This is a genomic window from Sinimarinibacterium flocculans (assembly GCF_003201205.1).
GTDB classification, from domain to species: domain Bacteria; phylum Pseudomonadota; class Gammaproteobacteria; order Nevskiales; family Nevskiaceae; genus Solimonas; species Solimonas flocculans.
The window spans coordinates 82,123-97,873 of record NZ_QICN01000007.1 but is presented as its reverse complement, the minus strand read 5'-3'; the positions used below and the strand labels follow the sequence as shown (position 1 = coordinate 97,873).

The 15,751-nt window shown below is 68.9% G+C and carries 14 protein-coding genes and 1 tRNA gene; 12 read left to right on the top strand and 3 right to left on the bottom strand.

The genetic code is table 11. The features are described 5' to 3' along the window. The first annotated feature begins 28 nt into the window (after nt 1-28). The 3 genes from C8D93_RS13160 (at nt 29) to C8D93_RS13150 (ending at nt 4,201) form a co-directional block, all read left to right on the top strand. Nucleotides 29-1,576 carry an alkaline phosphatase D family protein gene (locus tag C8D93_RS13160; RefSeq protein WP_110265660.1) on the top strand — a complete coding sequence of 516 codons (1,548 nt, stop codon included), beginning with the start codon at nt 29-31 and terminating at the stop codon, nt 1,574-1,576. 161 nt (nt 1,577-1,737) lie between these two features. Continuing rightward, nucleotides 1,738-3,576 carry a translational GTPase TypA gene (gene typA / locus C8D93_RS13155; RefSeq protein ID WP_110265659.1) on the top strand — a complete coding sequence of 613 codons (1,839 nt, stop codon included), beginning with the start codon at nt 1,738-1,740 and terminating at the stop codon, nt 3,574-3,576. A 103-nt stretch (nt 3,577-3,679) separates the two neighbouring features. Further along, nucleotides 3,680-4,201 (top strand): DUF1579 family protein, encoded by a 522-nt coding sequence (locus tag C8D93_RS13150; protein ID WP_211307338.1) that lies wholly within the window; start codon nt 3,680-3,682, stop codon nt 4,199-4,201. A gap of 33 nt (nt 4,202-4,234) precedes the next feature. Here the strand turns inward: C8D93_RS13150 and C8D93_RS13145 are convergent. Then, a tRNA-Ile gene (locus C8D93_RS13145) sits at nt 4,235-4,311 on the bottom strand. A gap of 175 nt (nt 4,312-4,486) precedes the next feature. Here C8D93_RS13145 and C8D93_RS13140 point away from each other — a divergent pair. The 6 genes from C8D93_RS13140 to C8D93_RS13115 all read left to right on the top strand — a co-directional run bounded on the left by C8D93_RS13140 (nt 4,487) and on the right by C8D93_RS13115 (nt 10,529). Further along, nucleotides 4,487-6,550: a putative bifunctional diguanylate cyclase/phosphodiesterase gene (locus tag C8D93_RS13140; protein ID WP_110265658.1), complete on the top strand. Its 2,064-nt coding sequence runs from the start codon at nt 4,487-4,489 to the stop codon at nt 6,548-6,550. Between the two features lie 105 nt (nt 6,551-6,655). Next, nucleotides 6,656-7,258 carry an HvfX family Cu-binding RiPP maturation protein gene (locus C8D93_RS13135; RefSeq protein WP_110265657.1) on the top strand — a complete coding sequence of 201 codons (603 nt, stop codon included), beginning with the start codon at nt 6,656-6,658 and terminating at the stop codon, nt 7,256-7,258. A gap of 97 nt (nt 7,259-7,355) precedes the next feature. After that, nucleotides 7,356-7,658, top strand: a complete 303-nt coding sequence (locus C8D93_RS13130) for an HvfA family oxazolone/thioamide-modified RiPP metallophore (RefSeq protein WP_110265656.1) — start codon at nt 7,356-7,358, stop codon at nt 7,656-7,658. 31 nt (nt 7,659-7,689) lie between these two features. Then, a complete protein-coding gene (locus tag C8D93_RS13125; protein WP_110265655.1) occupies nt 7,690-8,538 on the top strand; it encodes an HvfB family MNIO-type RiPP peptide maturase in 849 nt (282 codons plus the stop codon). Then, complete coding sequence (locus tag C8D93_RS13120; RefSeq protein WP_110265654.1) at nt 8,531-9,319, top strand: HvfC family RiPP maturation protein; 789 nt, start codon at nt 8,531-8,533, stop codon at nt 9,317-9,319. The genes C8D93_RS13125 and C8D93_RS13120 overlap by 8 nt, the downstream gene beginning before the upstream one ends. A gap of 91 nt (nt 9,320-9,410) precedes the next feature. Next, nucleotides 9,411-10,529 carry a hypothetical protein gene (locus tag C8D93_RS13115; protein WP_146216598.1) on the top strand — a complete coding sequence of 373 codons (1,119 nt, stop codon included), beginning with the start codon at nt 9,411-9,413 and terminating at the stop codon, nt 10,527-10,529. A 10-nt stretch (nt 10,530-10,539) separates the two neighbouring features. Here the strand turns inward: C8D93_RS13115 and C8D93_RS13110 are convergent, their stop codons facing one another. Together C8D93_RS13110 and C8D93_RS13105 are read right to left on the bottom strand one after the other, a co-directional pair. After that, complete coding sequence (locus C8D93_RS13110) at nt 10,540-10,908, bottom strand: alpha/beta hydrolase family protein (protein ID WP_110265652.1); 369 nt, start codon at nt 10,906-10,908, stop codon at nt 10,540-10,542. A gap of 15 nt (nt 10,909-10,923) precedes the next feature. Next, a complete protein-coding gene (locus tag C8D93_RS13105) occupies nt 10,924-11,607 on the bottom strand; it encodes a CE1 family esterase (RefSeq protein WP_146216597.1) in 684 nt (227 codons plus the stop codon). Between the two features lie 94 nt (nt 11,608-11,701). Between C8D93_RS13105 and C8D93_RS13100 the strand changes: the two genes are divergently transcribed. Genes C8D93_RS13100 through C8D93_RS13090 form a run of 3 tightly spaced genes read left to right on the top strand, consistent with a single transcriptional unit; the run spans nt 11,702 to nt 15,751 of the window. Further along, nucleotides 11,702-13,300: a peptide chain release factor 3 gene (locus tag C8D93_RS13100; protein ID WP_110265797.1), complete on the top strand. Its 1,599-nt coding sequence runs from the start codon at nt 11,702-11,704 to the stop codon at nt 13,298-13,300. Nucleotides 13,301-13,320: 20 nt separating this feature from the next. Then, on the top strand, nt 13,321-14,490 hold the full coding sequence (locus C8D93_RS13095; RefSeq protein WP_245903907.1) for an acyl-CoA desaturase: 1,170 nt from the start codon (nt 13,321-13,323) through the stop codon (nt 14,488-14,490). After that, nucleotides 14,477-15,751: an MFS transporter gene (locus C8D93_RS13090; RefSeq protein ID WP_110265650.1), complete on the top strand. Its 1,275-nt coding sequence runs from the start codon at nt 14,477-14,479 to the stop codon at nt 15,749-15,751. The genes C8D93_RS13095 and C8D93_RS13090 overlap by 14 nt, the downstream gene beginning before the upstream one ends.

Genomic DNA, 15,751 nt, shown 5'->3' with positions numbered 1-15,751 from the left:
GTCATCCCGCTCCGGCACGCTGCACGGCATGGCCCGCCCTCCGACAGACCCGCAGCGTCGCCGCGTGCTGCTCGCGTCGGCCGGCCTGCTCGGCCTGCCGGCCGCCGGCTGCATGAAGACGCAGACCGTGCGCGTGGACATCGACCCGTTCTCGCTCGGCGTCGCCGCCGGCGATCCGGTGGCCGACGGCTTCGTCATCTGGACACGGCTGGCGCCGAATCCGCTCGATGGCGGCGGCATGGATCCGGTGCCGGTCGAGGTGGTCTGGGAAGTGGCCGAGGACGAGGCCTTTCGCAAGATCGCCAGCGCCGGCACCGCCGTCGCCGAACCGGCGTGGGCGCACAGCCTGCATGTCGAGGTGGAAGGGCTGAAGCCCGACCGCTGGTACTGGTACCGCTTCCGCTACGGCGCCGCGATCAGCCCGGTCGGCCGTGCGCGCACCGCGCCGGTGCTCTGGTCGGCGATCGAGCGGCTGCGCTTCGCCTACGCCTCCTGCCAGCACTACGAGCACGGCCACTACGCCGCGTGGCGGCATCTGGCGGCGGAATCGCCCGACCTGATCCTGCATCTGGGCGACTACATCTACGAGACCTCGTCACCGCGCGCCGTGCGCCGGCACGAGACGGCCCGCGAGCCGCAGACGCTGGACGCCTACCGCAACCGCTACGCCCGCTACCGCCTCGACCCCGATCTCCAGGCCGCCCATGCCGCCTGTGCCTGGCTCGTGACCTGGGACGATCACGAGGTCGACAACGACTACGCCGGCCCGTACAGCCAGGATCGCGACCCGGTCGACGCATTCCTGCTGCGCCGCGCGGCGGCATACCAGGCCTACTGGGAGCACCTGCCGCTGCGCAATGCGATGCGACCGCAGGGCGCGCGGCTGCCGCTGTTCCAGCGGCGCGGCTTCGGCGATCTGGTGATGTTCCACGTCCTCGATACGCGCCAGTACCGCGATGACCAGGCCTGCGCGACGCCCGAGCGCGGCGGCGCCCGGGTGGTCGCGCCCTGCGCGCAGATGCTCGATCCCTCGCGCTGCCTGCTCGGCACGCGCCAGGAAAACTGGCTGCTGCATGGCCTGTCCGGCAGTCCGGCGCGCTGGAACCTGGTCGCGCAGGCGATGCTGATGGCGCCGCTGGACCAGACGCCCGGGCCCGAGGTCGGCGTCTGGACCGACGGCTGGGACGGCTACCCGGCTGCCCGCGAGCGCATCCTGCGCCACCTGGCGCAGCGCCGGACCGCGAATCCGGTCGTGATCGGCGGCGACATCCACTCGTTCTGGGCCACCGAGCTGAGTGCCGGTGGCGAGCGCGACCCCGTCGCCACCGAGTTCGTCGGCTCGTCGATCAGCTCGCATCCGCCGCCGCACGACCGTTTCGCCGCGATGCTCGCGGAGAATCCGCACGTCCGGTTCTTCGATGCCCGTCCGCGCGGCTATGTGCGCTGCGAGCTGACGCCGGAGCGCCTCGACGTGTCGATGCGCGCGATCTCCGATGCCGGCGATCCGCAGGCGTCGGTGAGCACCCTGGCGGCCTTCGTCGTCGAATCCGGGAGGGCGCGGGTCCAGTCTGCGTAGCCGCCGGAAGGCGCCCTGTCCGCCGGACGGTCATGCAGGCGAAGGGCGGCTGCCTTAGAATCCCGCGCCTTTTTGTACATCCTGTACAAGGCGTGGCCGTCCATGGCCACGACTGTTCAACGGGGCGGCGCTGCCGCCCCGTCCTTCTATTTGGTACCCCCATGAGCGTCCAGAATCTTCGCAACATCGCCATCATCGCGCACGTCGACCACGGCAAGACCACGCTGGTCGACAAGCTGCTGCGCCAGTCGCAGACCCTCGACCAGCGCGAGCAGCTCGGCGAGCGCATCATGGATTCCAACGATCTGGAGCGCGAGCGCGGCATCACCATCCTCGCCAAGAACACCGCGATCCGCTGGACCGACGCGCGCAACGGCACCGAGTACCGCATCAACATCGTCGACACGCCGGGACACGCCGACTTCGGCGGCGAGGTCGAGCGCGTGCTGTCGATGGTCGACTGCGTGCTGCTGCTGGTCGACTCCGTCGACGGCCCGATGCCGCAGACCCGCTTCGTCACGCAGAAGGCGTTCGCGATGGGTCTGCGCCCGATCGTCGTGCTCAACAAGATCGATCGCCCGGGCGCGCGTCCGGACTGGGTTGTCGACCAGGTCTTCGAGCTGTTCGACAAGCTCGGCGCCACCGACGAGCAGCTCGACTTTCCGTTCATCTACGCCTCGGGTCTCAACGGCTACGCCGGCGATTCGCCGGACATCCGCGAAGGCGACATGACGCCGCTGTTCCAGACCATCGTCGACAAGGTGTCGCCGCCGGACGTCGATCCGGAAGGCGCGTTCCAGATGCAGATCACCTCGCTGGCCTATTCGAGCTACGTCGGCGTCATCGGCACCGGTCGCGTCAAGCGCGGCCGCGTGCGCGCCAACATGCCCGTGGCGGTCGTCGCCCGTGACGGCAGCGTACGCCAGGGTCGCGTGCTGCAGGTGCTCGCGTTCATGGGCCTGGACAAGCACGAGGCCGCCGAGGCCGAGGCCGGCGACATCATCGCCGTGACCGGCATCGAGGATCTGGGCATCTCCGAGACCGTCTGCGACGCCAAGACGCCGGAAGCACTGCCGATGCTGCAGGTTGACGAGCCGACGATGAGCATGATCTTCGAGGTCAACAAGTCGCCGTTCGCCGGCAAGGAAGGCAAGTTCGTTACCAGCCGCCAGATCGGCGACCGCCTGCAGCGCGAGCTGCGCACCAACGTCGCGCTGCGCGTCGAGCCGGGCGAGTCGCCCGACCAGTTCCGTGTTTCCGGCCGCGGCCTGCTGCACCTGGGCGTGCTGCTCGAGAACATGCGCCGCGAAGGCTACGAGGTGGCCGTTGCGCGTCCGCAGGTCATTCTCAAGGAAGTCGACGGCGAGATCTGCGAGCCGTACGAGACGCTGGTGGCCGACGTCGAGGAGGCCGACCAGGGCGGTGTCATCCAGGGCCTCGCCGAGCGCGGCGGCAAGATGCAGAACATGGTCCCCGACGGCAAGGGCCGCGTGCGGCTCGAGTACATCATCCCGTCGCGCGGGCTGATCGGCTTCCAGACCCAGTTCCTGACGATGACCTCGGGCACCGGCCTGCTGTTCCACAACTTCGACCACTTCGGGCCGAAGACGGAGGCCACCGACATCGGCCAGCGCCACAACGGCGTGATGATCGCCAACGAACAGGGCAAGGTGCTCGCCTACGCGCTGTTCAACCTGCAGGAGCGCGGCCGCATGATGGTCTCGCCCGGCGACGAGGTCTACGAAGGCCAGGTCGTCGGCATCCACTCGCGCGACAACGATCTGGTCGTCAACGTGCTCAAGGGCAAGAAGCTCACCAACGTGCGCGCCGCCGGCTCGGACGAGAACGTGATCCTGACGCCGGCGGTCAAGCACTCGCTCGAACAGGCGCTGGAATTCATCAATGACGACGAACTCGTCGAACTGACGCCGGAATCCGTGCGCGTGCGCAAGAAGTTCCTGAAGGAGCACGAGCGCAAGCGCGCCGACCGGGCCGATTGACGGCCATCGTGCGATCGCGAAGAGGCGGGCCAGGTGCCCGCCTTTTTCTTTTCTCCGCTTCGCGCAGAATGAAGGCGGTTTCGGTGGCCAGGGGAGAGCCGTCATGAGCCTGATTCGCAGCGCCGTCATGGCCATCGTCGCCGTGGTTGCCGCTTCCGGCGGCGTGGCCCGGGCGAGCGGACCATGCAGCACGCCCGAACACCGCCAGTTCGATTTCTGGATCGGCGAATGGCGGGTGCTCACGCCCGACGGCGTCGTCGCCGGCATCAATCGCATCGAGTCCCTGCACGGCGGCTGCGTCATCCGCGAGCGCTATGCGACCGGTCGCGGCTACAGCGGCGAGAGCCTGAACACCTACGACGCCACCCGGAAGGTATGGCATCAGACCTGGACCGACAGCGCCGGCCTGCTGTTGCTGCTCGAGGGCGGTTTCGACGGCGACAGCATGGTGCTGGAGGGCAACAGAACCGCGGCCGACGGCCGCATCGAACGCCAGCGCATCACCTGGACGCCGAACGAGGACGGTACGGTGCGTCAGCACTGGCAGGTCGCGCCCCCCGATGGCGAGTGGACCACCGCGTTCGACGGGCTGTACACGCGTCAGGCCGCGACCCCGGCGCCCTGAGCGAAAACCGCCGAAACGGGTTCGCGGACAGGATGGTGGGCCCAGCAGGACTCGAACCTGCAACCAAAAGATTATGAGTCTTCTGCTCTAACCGATTGAGCTATAGGCCCTTTGCATCCGGCGTCGCCGGCCGGGCGCATGGCCGGCGACGGATTGTAGCCTCGGCGCGCCGGGCGTGAGCCGTCGTGCGACGAATCGCAGCCTTGCGCCGGCGGGCTGGGGCTAGAATGCGAGCGTAGCCCGGCCGCGCGTAGGCTTCGTCCGGCCGGGCGTAGGACGCCGGGTATGACGGTTCGGACCAAGTTCATCGCAGTGATCGTGCTGGTGAATCTCGCCATAGTCGTGGCGGGCATGCTGATCCTGCCGTCCCTGGGGTCCGACCGCAGCGTGGAGCCGGAGCTGCGCGGCCGCGCGAACCGTATCGCGATGACCGTGGTCATGGACAACGCTCTGGTCGAGGTCCATGCGCAGGCCGAGCGCGCGCGGCGCTTGGCGATCGAAGGCGGCGATCCATCGGCGACGCTGCTGCGCCTGGAGCAGGAACTCGACGGTGTGCGCGGCCAGCTGCGCTTCTTCACCGATGCCGACGGCGAGGCGATCGCGAACCTGCGGCGCGACCTGGACGATGCGGCCCTGAACGTCCGGGCGCTGCTGCTGCAGGGCCCGTTGACGCCGGAATCCGCCGAGCAACTGGTCGGCCTGACCTTTGCCTTGCAGTACCGCGCCTCGCGCACGCTCGCGGCGCTCGTCGACGAGAACAACAACGGCGCGCTGGCGGCGGCGCTCGACGGCTTTGCGCGCCTGCGTGGGCAGATCGGCATCGCGCTCGCGAGCGTCGGCGGTGCCCTGCTGCTGACGCTGGGCCTGAGCGTCTGGGCATACCGGCGTCTGATCCGCCCGCTCGGCGCGGTCACCGGCAGTCTCAATGCGGTGCTGACCGGGCATCAGCCGAGCCGCATGCTGCAGGAAACCGGCGACGAGTTCGGCGACATCGTGCGCGCGATCCACAAGCTGCAGGCGCAGGCGGAACACATCCGCCGCATCGCCTATGAAGACCCCGGCACCGGCATCGCCAACCGCAACAGCCTAGATGCCGAACTGCGCGAGGTGCGCCGTCTGCGGCCCATCGACGGCACGCACGGCCTGATCCTGATCGGCATCGAAACCTACGACACGCTGCGCAGCGGCTTCGGCTTCCGCATTGCCGAGGCGGTGATGCGCGCCGCGGCGCAGCGTCTGTACGCGCTCGATCCGATGCCGGTTTCCGTCTTCAGGATCGAACCCCAGGTGCTCGGTGTGCTCGTGGACCGCGGCATTGCCGAGGCCGTGACCCGGGCCGACCTCAAGCGCATCACCGCGGAGGCTTTCTCGCGGCTCGGTACGCCGCTGGAGGTCGAGGGCCAGCGCTTCATCCTGAGCCTCGCGGCGGGTGCGGCGATCTATCCGGACGATGCCCGCGACGCCGAGGAGTACGTCAACGTCAGTCTCGAGGCGATGCGCCACGCGCAGACGCAGGAACCCGGCAGTCTGCACTTCGGCGAGCGCGGGCATACGCACCGGCTGCGCAAGCATCTGGCGCTGGCCGAGCAGATCCGCCTGGGCCTGCGCGAGGGCCAGTTCGTGCCGTTCTTCCAGCCGGTGATCGACGCCGCGCGCGGCAAGGTCGTCGGCGCCGAGATGCTGGTGCGCTGGCGCCAGCCCGACGGACGCGTCGTCCTGCCGGGCGAGTTCATGCTGATCGCCGAGAGTTCCGAGGTCATTCGCGAGATGACCCGCAACGTGCTCGTCCAGGCCTGCCGCGCGGTGCGCGGCTGGTCGGAGCGCGGCTTCAACCTGACGGTGTCGTTCAACCTTTCGGCGAAGCTGCTGTCGCCGCACATCCTGCACATCTGCCGCGAGGCCCTTACCGAGGCCGGCCTCGACCCTTCGCACCTGATCGCGGAGATCACCGAGACCGCGTTGATCGGCAATCTCGACCAGTGCGCGGAGATTCTCGATGCCCTGCGCGACAGCGGCGTGCGCCTGTGCCTCGACGACTTCGGTACCGGCTACTCGTCGCTGTCGCACCTGTACCGGTTCCGCATCGACCGCATCAAGATCGATCCGATCGTCGTGCGCGCCGCGGCACAGAACACGCGCGCGGCGGAGATCATCCGCTCGATGAGCGAACTGGCCGCGCGCCTGGGCATCTCGCTGGTCGTCGAGGGCGTGGAGACCGAGGAGGACGCACGCCGTCTGCGCGACCTCGGCTGCTCGGTCCAGCAGGGCTTCCTCTACACGCGCGCGATTCCCGAGGACCAGTTCGTGGAGTGGGCGCGTACCTTCGAGGCGCGCGCCGCGGCGGCCTGAAGCCCCGGCACCGGCGTTTCGGGCATGAAACCCGGACGCTGCGTGGCGGTGCCGATGCGAAGCGCTGGCTAGGATGCGGACTCCCGTCACTCCCTGGATTGCTTCATGTTCGCAGCCGCGCTGCGCCTGCAGACCGTTCTCGACCGCAGCCGTGCGGCGGATTTCGTCGCGCCGCTCCTGCTGCGCCTGTATCTGGCGCCGGTGTTCTGGATGGCCGGCTGGAACAAGCTGACCGGCTTCGACGGCACCGTGCAATGGTTCGGCAACCCCGACTGGGGGCTGGGACTGCCGTTCCCGACGGTTCTCGCAGCGCTGGCCACTGCGGCGGAACTCGGCGGCGCCGTGCTGCTGCTGCTCGGGCTGGCGGTGCGCTGGGTCGCGATCCCGCTGATGGTGACGATGCTGGTGGCGGTCTTCGCCGTGCACTGGGACAACGGCTGGCTCGCGATCGCAGAGGGATCGGGCCTGTTCGCCACCGATCGCACCATGATGGCGACCGAACGGCTGGTGCAGGCCAAGGCGCTGCTGCGTCAGCACGGCGACTACGGTTACCTCACCGAGCACGGCAGCCTGGTGATGCTCAACAACGGCATCGAGTTCGCCGCGACCTACCTTGTCATGCTGTTGTCGTTGTTCTTTACCGGCGCCGGGCGCTATGTTTCGGTGGACCACTGGATCCGAAAGCGCCTCATGCCCGTACCGCAGTAACCGCAGTCGCGTCGGCGCCCGCGCGGCTGCCGGATCATCCCGGTGACTACCGGACGGCATTTCGCCATCCGGGCGCAACCCCTCAAGGAGATTCAAGATGAACAGCAACCGTAAACCGCTCGTCGCCGCGCTCGGTGCCGCCTTTGCCCTGACCGGCATGGCCGCGCAGGCCTCGGTGTTCCAGGCCTCGGACCTCGGCGCCGGCTACATGGTCGCCTCGGCTGGCGATCACAAGTCGGGCGAAGCCAAGTGCGGCGAAGGCAAGTGCGGCGAGAAGAAGGCCGAAGGCAGCTGCGGCGAAGGCAAGTGTGGCGAGGGCAAGTGCGGCGAGAAGAAGGCCGAAGGCAGCTGCGGCGAAGGCAAGTGCGGCGAAGGCAAGTGCGGCGAGAAGGGCGAGTAATCGCCCGCCGCATCGTGCAACGCGTGTCCGCATGACGGCCGTTGCCGGCGTGCGCGGCGCGGGCCTCGGCCTGCGTCGCGCACTGCTTGCGCCGCTCGGCGAACGTCGAGGCGCCTGCGCCGATTTTCTCGAGGTGGCCCCCGAGAACTGGATGCGCATCGGCGGACGGCTGGGCCGGCAATTCCGTGCGCTGACCGAACGCTACGCGTTCGCCACGCACGGCCTATCGCTGTCGATCGGCGCCCCCGCGCCGCTCGACGAGGCGTTCGTTCGCGAGATCAAGGCGTTTCTCGATCTCCACGGCATCGCCGACTACACCGAACACCTGACCTGGTGCTCCGACGACGGGCACCTGTACGACCTGATGCCGATCCCATTCACCGAGGCGGCGGTCGACTACGTGGCGGCGCGCGTGCGGCGCGTGCAGGACATTCTCGAACGGCGCATCGCGCTCGAGAACGCCAGCTACTACGCGCCGCTGGCCACCGAGCTCAGCGAGATCGAGTTCATCAAGGCCGTGGTCGAGCGCGCCGACTGCGACCTGTTGCTCGACGTGAACAACGTCTACGTCAACAGCATCAATCACCGCTACGACCCGCTGCGCTTCCTCGACGCCCTGCCGCGTGAGCGCGTGCGCTACATGCACATCGCCGGGCACTACGTCGAGGCCGAGGATCTGCGCGTCGACACCCACGGCGCCAGCGTGATCGACCCGGTCTGGACCCTGCTGCAAGAGGCCTATGGGCGCTTCGGCGTGCAGCCGACGCTGCTCGAACGCGACTTCAACATTCCGCCGCTGGACACCCTGCTGGGCGAGATCGATCACATCCGCAGCCTGCAGGCGCAGGCCGGACAGGCGGGTCGGGCCGTCAATGCCTGAGGCGGGCATCGATTTTCGCGCCCGCCAGCAGGCTTTCGCGGCGCATCTGCGCGATCCGTCGCGCTGCGAGGTCGCCGACATCGAGGACCGGCGGCTGAAGATCTACCGCGAGCTGTTCTACAACAACGTCGAAAACTGCCTCGCCGCGGCTTTCCCGGTGCTGCGCAAGCTGTCCGACGACGCCGTCTGGCATGCGCGCGTGCGCGATTTCTACGCCCGTCACCGCAGCATCGCCCCGCAATTCCACCGCGTGCCGGAGGAGTTCCTGCGCTTTCTCGAGGACGAGCGCGGCGAGCACGCCGACGATCCGCCGTTCCTGCGCGAGCTGGCGCACTACGAATGGGTGGAGCTCGAGCTGTCGGTGTCGCCGCTGGAGATCGCACCGGCCCGACGGCCCGACGCGCCCGATCCGAATGGCGATCCCCTGGCCGCCCCGCCGGTGCTTTCGCCGCTGGCATGGACCCTGGGGTACACGTTTCCGGTGCACCGCATCGGGCCGGACTTCCAGCCGCAGGTGCCCGGTGACGCGCCGACCTGGCTGATCGTCAACCGCGACCGCGCCGACAACGTGCGCTTCATGGAAATCAATGCCGTCACCGCCCGGCTGACGGCGCTGATCGAAGCGCAGCCGCAGGCCAGTGGGCGCGAACTGTTGCTGCAGATCGCCGGCGAGCTTGCGCATCCGCAGCCGGAGGTGGTCGTGACGGAGGGCGCACGCATCTTCGAGCAGTTGCGCACGCGCGACATCCTGCTGGGCACCCGACGCTCCGTCGCCGGCTGAACCGCGCCGCGCTTCGGCGGTCACACCCTGACACCTTCACGTTTTCCCGGCCGTCGGCAGGATGCCGCGCGCCTGTCCAGATCAAGGAACGATGCACGCTCGTGGTGCTGGCGCCCTGGTGGCGCTGTGGCTCGCAGGATGCGCGCAGGCGCCGCCGGCCCTGCGGCTCGAGCAGCCACTGGACATCGGGTCGATCCCCGGAACGCAGCTGGCGCTGAGCCTCGATGCCGCCATGCCGCTGATGACGGTTGCCGACCAGCCGGTCTTTGCCGGCGAGGTCTCGCTTCAGGCGATCGATGCCCTGCTCAGTCTCAAGTCGGGTTACATCCTGCACACGGGCGATCTGCTGACGCCGGACGAGGCCGATCGCTGGCGGGCCAATCTGCTGCCGACGACGCTGGGCCGGCAGCGCATCGGCCAGGAAGCGCGTCTGCAGCTGCCCGTGGCCGGCCCCGCGCCGCTGACCCTGGTGATGCGTGACGAGCGCGAGAGCCTGTGGCTGGACGAGACTGACATCGAGACCCGCCGGCATGGATTCGATCTGCGCTGGGCGCCGGCCTTCGCCGACGTGCGGCTGCAGTGGGACCTCGCGGCCTTGCCCTGGGATGCGCGCAGTGCGCTCGACTGCCCGGTGCATGCACGCCTCGCGGTGCCGCTGTCGTCCGCGGCTTGGCGCGCGGAACTCGGCGGACGGGCCTGCAGCGTCAGCGGCATGCCCGGCGACGTCCTCGGCCCGGACGCCCAGACCTGGTCCGCCGGCGCACACTGGCAGGCGGCCGGACGCCGGCTGGGCTTGCGCGTCCTGGCGGTCGAGGCCGGCTCGACCGACGTCGCCACGGCGGCGCAGGCGCTGGAGGTCGGGCTCGATCACGAGCGGCGCATCGGCGCCTGGACCGCGCACAGCGGGCTGGCATGGCGGGAGACCGCCGGGGCGGACCGTACGGACGACTGGGCAATGGAAGCCCGTCTTCGGCGCGAGATCGGCACGGTGGCGCTCAGCGCGCAGTGGCAGTCCGGCGACCGCTACTGGTTCCTGCCCGACCACACGGTGCCGACCGAGGATCTCGCGCTGAGCCTGGACCTGTCGGACTGGCTCGCCCGGCAGTGGCCGGTCGAACTGCCGACGCTGCAGCTCAGTTACCACTGGCGCAGTGGTGTGGACGACTGGCGCGACGAGTCGCTGCAGTGGCGCCTGTGGATGCCGTGGTGAGCGGCGGCGCTCAGCGCCGCGGGTGCGTGCGGAAGAACTCCCAGATGTAGCCGTTGGCGTCGAGATCGTCGCTGCCGGTGCCGCCGCAGGCGTCGCCGGCCGCCGGCGAGAAGCCGTTGCCGGGCCAGATGTGACCGGCGCCCTCGATCGTGCACAACTCGACGTTGGCGCCGGCCTGGCACAGGCTGTACTGCTCGCAGCGTGCGGCGCCGTTGCTGTAGCTGGCCAGCAGCGGCGCCAGCGTGCAGCGGTTGTTGGACACCCAGAAGTCGATCGTCTCGGCCGCCGACTTGCGCGTGCCGCCGGCGACGCCGACGCTGACGCCGCCCTCGAAGGGCGTGCACCGGTCCGCCAGGCCGTGGATGTGCAGCACCGGCACCGGGCGCGTGGGCTGTCAGGCGTAGACCTCCGTGGGCGGTGTCGTGTCCAGATCGGTGTCCATCATCACGGCGGCGTTGGGCGCGATCGCCGCGATGCGCTCCGAAAGTTCGCAGGCCAGCCGGTACGCGAGCATGCCGCCGTTGGAATGGCCCGTCGCGAAGACGCGGTCGCCGTCGACGGCGATCACGGTGGCGACATCGTCGAGCATCGCGTCGATCGCACCGACATGGTCGATGCGGAAGGCCGACGACGGCGCGCAGCAGGTGCCCGCGTTCCAGGTCTGGCCGTAGCCGTCGGGCGTCATCAGCGCGAAGCCCTGGGCCGCGGCGGTGAGGCGCAGTCGCGTGAAGACGTCATGGTTCGCGGCGTCGGTGCCGCCGCCGTGCAGCGAGATCACCAGCGGCACGTCGGCGGCCGACACCAGCCGCGCCGGCACGTACAGCCGGTAACGGTGTTCGAGCTGGCCGAGCGTGACGCTGCGCACCGTGCTCAGGTCGCTGCCGACGACGGGCGTGGCCGTCGGCGTCGGGACGGCGGTCGGAAGGGGCGTCGGGGCCGTCGTCGGCACGGGTGTGGCGCTGGCCGTCGGTGTGGCGGTCGGCTGCGGGCCGTCGTCTCCGCCGCCGCCGCCGCCGCAGGCCGCGAGGCACAGGCCCAGCAGCAGCGGCGCGACCGTCTTTGTCGTTTTCGCGGCCATGTCCATGTTCCGCGGTGGGGGGCGTCCAGTGTAGGCGCGTCTTGACCGACGCGTCTCCGGTAGAATGCGCGGCCTTCCGGAGCAGGTTCTGGTCATGAGTGCAGTCGCCGAACAGGCGGCGCGTCGCCGCACGTTCGCCATCATTTCCCATCCCGACGCGGGCAAGACCACGCTGACGGAAAAGCTGTTGCTGTTCGGCGGCGCGATCCAGATGGCGGGCACGGTCAAGGGCCGCAAGGCGAGCCGTCACGCCACCTCGGACTGGATGGCGCTGGAACAGCAGCGCGGCATCTCGGTGACGACCTCGGTGATGCAGTTCCCGTACAACGGCTGCATCGTCAACCTGCTCGACACGCCGGGTCACGAGGACTTTTCCGAGGATACCTACCGTACGCTGACCGCGGTCGACTCGGCGCTGATGGTGATCGACGCGGCCAAGGGTGTCGAGGCGCGCACGATCAAGCTGATGGAAGTCTGCCGGCTGCGCGATACGCCGATCGTCACCTTCGTCAACAAGCTCGACCGCGAGGGCCGGCCGCCGCTGGAACTGCTCGACGAGGTCGAGAAGGTGCTGGGCCTGCAATGCACGCCGATCACCTGGCCGGTCGGCATGGGGCGCGACTTCAAGGGGGTCTATCACCTGCTCGAAGACCGCTTCTACCTGTATTCCGGCGACAAGCACCGCATCTCCGAGATCGAGACCGTCGACGGCCTGATGAACCCGGCGGTGGCCGAGCGCTTCGGCAGCGTCTACCAGACGCTGCGCGACGAGATCGAGCTGCTGCAGATGGCCGGCACCGAGTTCGATCTCGAACAGTACCGCGCGGCGAAGCAGACGCCGGTGTTCTTCGGCTCGGCGATCAGCAATTTCGGCGTGCGCGAACTGCTCAACGGCTTCACCCAGTGGGCGCCGCCGCCGCTGCCACGTACCGCGCTGGTCGCCGGCGGCGAGCAGACCGTTCCGCCCGGCGGCGAGCGTTTCAGCGGTTTCGTGTTCAAGATCCAGGCGAACATGGACCCCAAGCACCGCGATCGCGTCGCCTTCCTGCGCGTGTGTTCGGGGATCTACCGCCGCGGCATGCTGCTGCACTCCGTGCGCCTGAACGCGCCGGTGCGCATTGCCAACGCACTGACCTTCATGGCCTCCGAGCGCGAGACGGTGGATGCCGCCTACCCGGGCGACATCATCGGTCTGCACAATCACGGCACGATCGCCATCGGCGACTCGTTCTCCGAGGGCGAGACCCTGCGCTTCACCGGCATTCCCAACTTCGCGCCGGAGCTGTTCCGCCGCGTGATCCTCAAGGACCCGCTCAAGGCCAAGCAGCTGAACAAGGGCCTCGACCAGCTGTCCGAGGAGGGCGCAACGCAGGTCTACCGTCCGGTCTCCAACAACGACATCATTCTCGGCGCCGTCGGCGTGCTGCAGTTCGACGTCGTGCAGTATCGGCTCAAGGACGAGTACGGCGTGGATTGCGTGTTCGAGCCGGTGCAGGTGCACTGCGCGCGCTGGATCGAGGCCGATACCGCGACGCAGCTCGAGGCCTTCGTCGACAAGAACGAGACCCGGGTCGCCAAGGACCACTACGGCGATCTCGTTTATCTGGCGTCCAGCGCCGTCAATCTGAGCATGACGCAGGAACGCTTTCCCGACGTCCGCTTTCTCGATACCAAGGAACACGGCACGCTGTAGCCGTCCAGCCAGAGCCCCGCATGCAGACTCCGCTCGCCTCCCGCAGCATCGACCCCTCCAGCTGGCCGATGCTGGTGCTGTTCGTCGCCATCCACCTGGCCTGCCTGGGCGCCATCTGGACCGGTGTGTCCTGGGGCGACGTCGGCCTGTGCCTCGCGCTGTACGCCGTGCGCATGTTCGGCGTCACCGGCGGCTATCACCGCTATTTCGCGCACCGTGCGTACAAGACCGGTCGCGTGATGCAGTTCCTGCTCGCGGCGCTGGCGCAGTCCTCGCTGCAATCCGGTGCGCTGTGGTGGGCGGCCAAGCACCGCGATCATCACAAGCACTCGGATACCCCGCTCGACAGCCATTCGCCGCGCCACTACGGCTTCTGGTTCGCGCACCTGGGCTGGATCTTCAACGCGCAGGCGCAGCAGGCCGACTACGAGCGCGTGCCGGAGTTCCTGCAGTACCCGGAACTGCGCTGGCTCGACCGGCATCACTGGCTGCCGGGCACCGTGATGGGCCTGACGGTGTGGCTGATCGGCGGCTGGTCGGCGCTGGTCGTCGGCTTCTTCTGGTCGACGGTGCTGCTGTGGCATGCGACGTTCTGCATCAACTCGCTGGTGCACGTCTTCGGCAAGCAGCGCTATCTCACCGGTGACGACTCGCGCAACAACTGGCTGTTCGCGCTGCTGTCGCTCGGCGAGGGCTGGCACAACAACCACCACTACTACATGGCCTCGGCGCGCCAGGGCTTCAAATGGTGGGAGGTCGACGTGACCTACTACGTGCTGCGCGGCCTCGAGAAGATCGGGCTGGTCTCGGAGCTGCGCGATCCCCCGGCACATGTGCTCGCGGGCGACCGCCCGCTGACCGAAGGGCTCAAGGAACGCGTCGCCGCGCATCTGGCGCACTCGTTCTGCGCCGATCGCATCGTCCGTCGCATGCAGCAGCGCTGGGCCGAGCTCAATCCGGGGGCGAGCTTCGACGAGTGGCGCCGCCGCTGGGCCGAGCAGCTGGTGCATGGGCGCGAGCACGTCGCGCACCTGATCCACGCCGAGCTGCCGAGTGTCGACCAGCTGTACCGGCGCGCGCGTCGCAACTTCGCCCGCACGCCGGCGATGGAGGAGATCGTCGTGCGCGCCCGCGAACTGCTGGCGCAGGCGGTGATCGCGCGTCTGGAGCCGGGTCCTGTCCGAGCCTGATCCGCAGCCGTTCACGCGCCGCGATCCCTACGCGGCGCTGCGGTACCCGGAATTCGTCGCACTGATCTGCGGCAGCTTCTTGCTGACCGGCGCGCTGATGATCCAGCAGATCGCGCTGGCCTATGAGCTCTACCTGGTCACGCGCGACCCGCTGTCGCTGGGCCTGATCGGCCTGGCCGAAGCGGTGCCCTTCATCGCGCTGGCGCTGTTCGGCGGCCACGTCGCCGACCGTTTCGACAAGCGCCGCATCATGCAGCTTGCGCTGCTCGTCATGCTCATCGCCTCCGCGGTGCTTGCGCTGATCGCGTGGACGCCGCTGCGCGAGCGCCTGTCGCAGACCGCGTGGCTGTGGCTGGTCTACGCGATGATCGGCGTGCTCGGCTTTGCCCGCGGCTTCTACTCGCCGGCGATGGCGTCGCTGCGGCCGTTCCTGGTGCCGCGTGCGATCTACGGCAACAGCGCCACCTGGAGCGGCACGTTCTGGCAGGCGGCCGCGATCCTGGGACCGGTCGCCGGCGGCATCGCCTATGCGGCGCTCGGCCTGACCGGCAGCCTGATCGTGGTCATGGCGCTGATCGTCTCGGTGCAGGTGCTGCTGCTGCGTATCCGGCCGCGGCCGGTGTCGCCCGACCCCGCCGGCCTGCAGACGGTCTGGGCCAGCCTGCGCGAGGGGCTCGGCTACGTCCGGCGCACACCGATCATCCTTTACGCGATCACGCTGGACATGCTCACCGTGCTGTTCGGCGGCGTGGTCGCCATCCTGCCGATCTTCGCCGAGGACATCCTCGAGGTCGGGCCCGAAGGGCTGGGCGTGCTACGTGCTGCGCCGGCCGTGGGCGCGCTGCTGACGATCATCGCCTGCACCTGGTGGCCGCCGCTGGAGAAGGCCTGGCGCAACATGCTGCTGGCGGTGCTCGGCTTCGGCGTCGCCACGCTGGTGTTCGCGGTCTCCGAGCTGTGGTGGCTGTCGATCGCGGCCCTGTTCATGACCGGCGCCTTCGACAGCGTCAGCGTGGTGATCCGAAACACCATCATGCAGACCACGCCGCCGGACCATCTGCGCGGCCGGGTCCAGGCGGTCAACAGCATCTTCATCTCGGCGTCGAACGAGATCGGCGCCTTCGAGTCCGGGCTTGCCGCGCGCCTCATGGGCACGGTGCCGTCGGTGGTCTTCGGCGGCGTCGTGACCATCGGCATCGTCGGCGACGTCTGGCGCCGCTCGAAAGCCTTGCTCGCGGTGAATCTGGCCGACGGCCGCTGA

Excerpts from the sequence above, each read along its gene's own strand:
- C8D93_RS13160 (WP_110265660.1), top strand. The coding sequence starts at position 29 with ATGGCCCGCCCTCCGACAGACCCGCAGCGTCGCCGCGTGCTGCTCGCG.
- typA (WP_110265659.1), top strand. The coding sequence starts at position 1,738 with ATGAGCGTCCAGAATCTTCGCAACATCGCCATCATCGCGCACGTCGAC.
- C8D93_RS13150 (WP_211307338.1), top strand. The coding sequence starts at position 3,680 with ATGAGCCTGATTCGCAGCGCCGTCATGGCCATCGTCGCCGTGGTTGCC.
- C8D93_RS13140 (WP_110265658.1), top strand. The coding sequence starts at position 4,487 with ATGACGGTTCGGACCAAGTTCATCGCAGTGATCGTGCTGGTGAATCTC.
- C8D93_RS13135 (WP_110265657.1), top strand. The coding sequence starts at position 6,656 with ATGTTCGCAGCCGCGCTGCGCCTGCAGACCGTTCTCGACCGCAGCCGT.
- C8D93_RS13130 (WP_110265656.1), top strand. The coding sequence starts at position 7,356 with ATGAACAGCAACCGTAAACCGCTCGTCGCCGCGCTCGGTGCCGCCTTT.
- C8D93_RS13125 (WP_110265655.1), top strand. The coding sequence starts at position 7,690 with ATGACGGCCGTTGCCGGCGTGCGCGGCGCGGGCCTCGGCCTGCGTCGC.
- C8D93_RS13120 (WP_110265654.1), top strand. The coding sequence starts at position 8,531 with ATGCCTGAGGCGGGCATCGATTTTCGCGCCCGCCAGCAGGCTTTCGCG.
- C8D93_RS13115 (WP_146216598.1), top strand. The coding sequence starts at position 9,411 with ATGCACGCTCGTGGTGCTGGCGCCCTGGTGGCGCTGTGGCTCGCAGGA.
- C8D93_RS13105 (WP_146216597.1), bottom strand. The coding sequence starts at position 11,607 with ATGGCCGCGAAAACGACAAAGACGGTCGCGCCGCTGCTGCTGGGCCTG.
- C8D93_RS13100 (WP_110265797.1), top strand. The coding sequence starts at position 11,702 with ATGAGTGCAGTCGCCGAACAGGCGGCGCGTCGCCGCACGTTCGCCATC.
- C8D93_RS13095 (WP_245903907.1), top strand. The coding sequence starts at position 13,321 with ATGCAGACTCCGCTCGCCTCCCGCAGCATCGACCCCTCCAGCTGGCCG.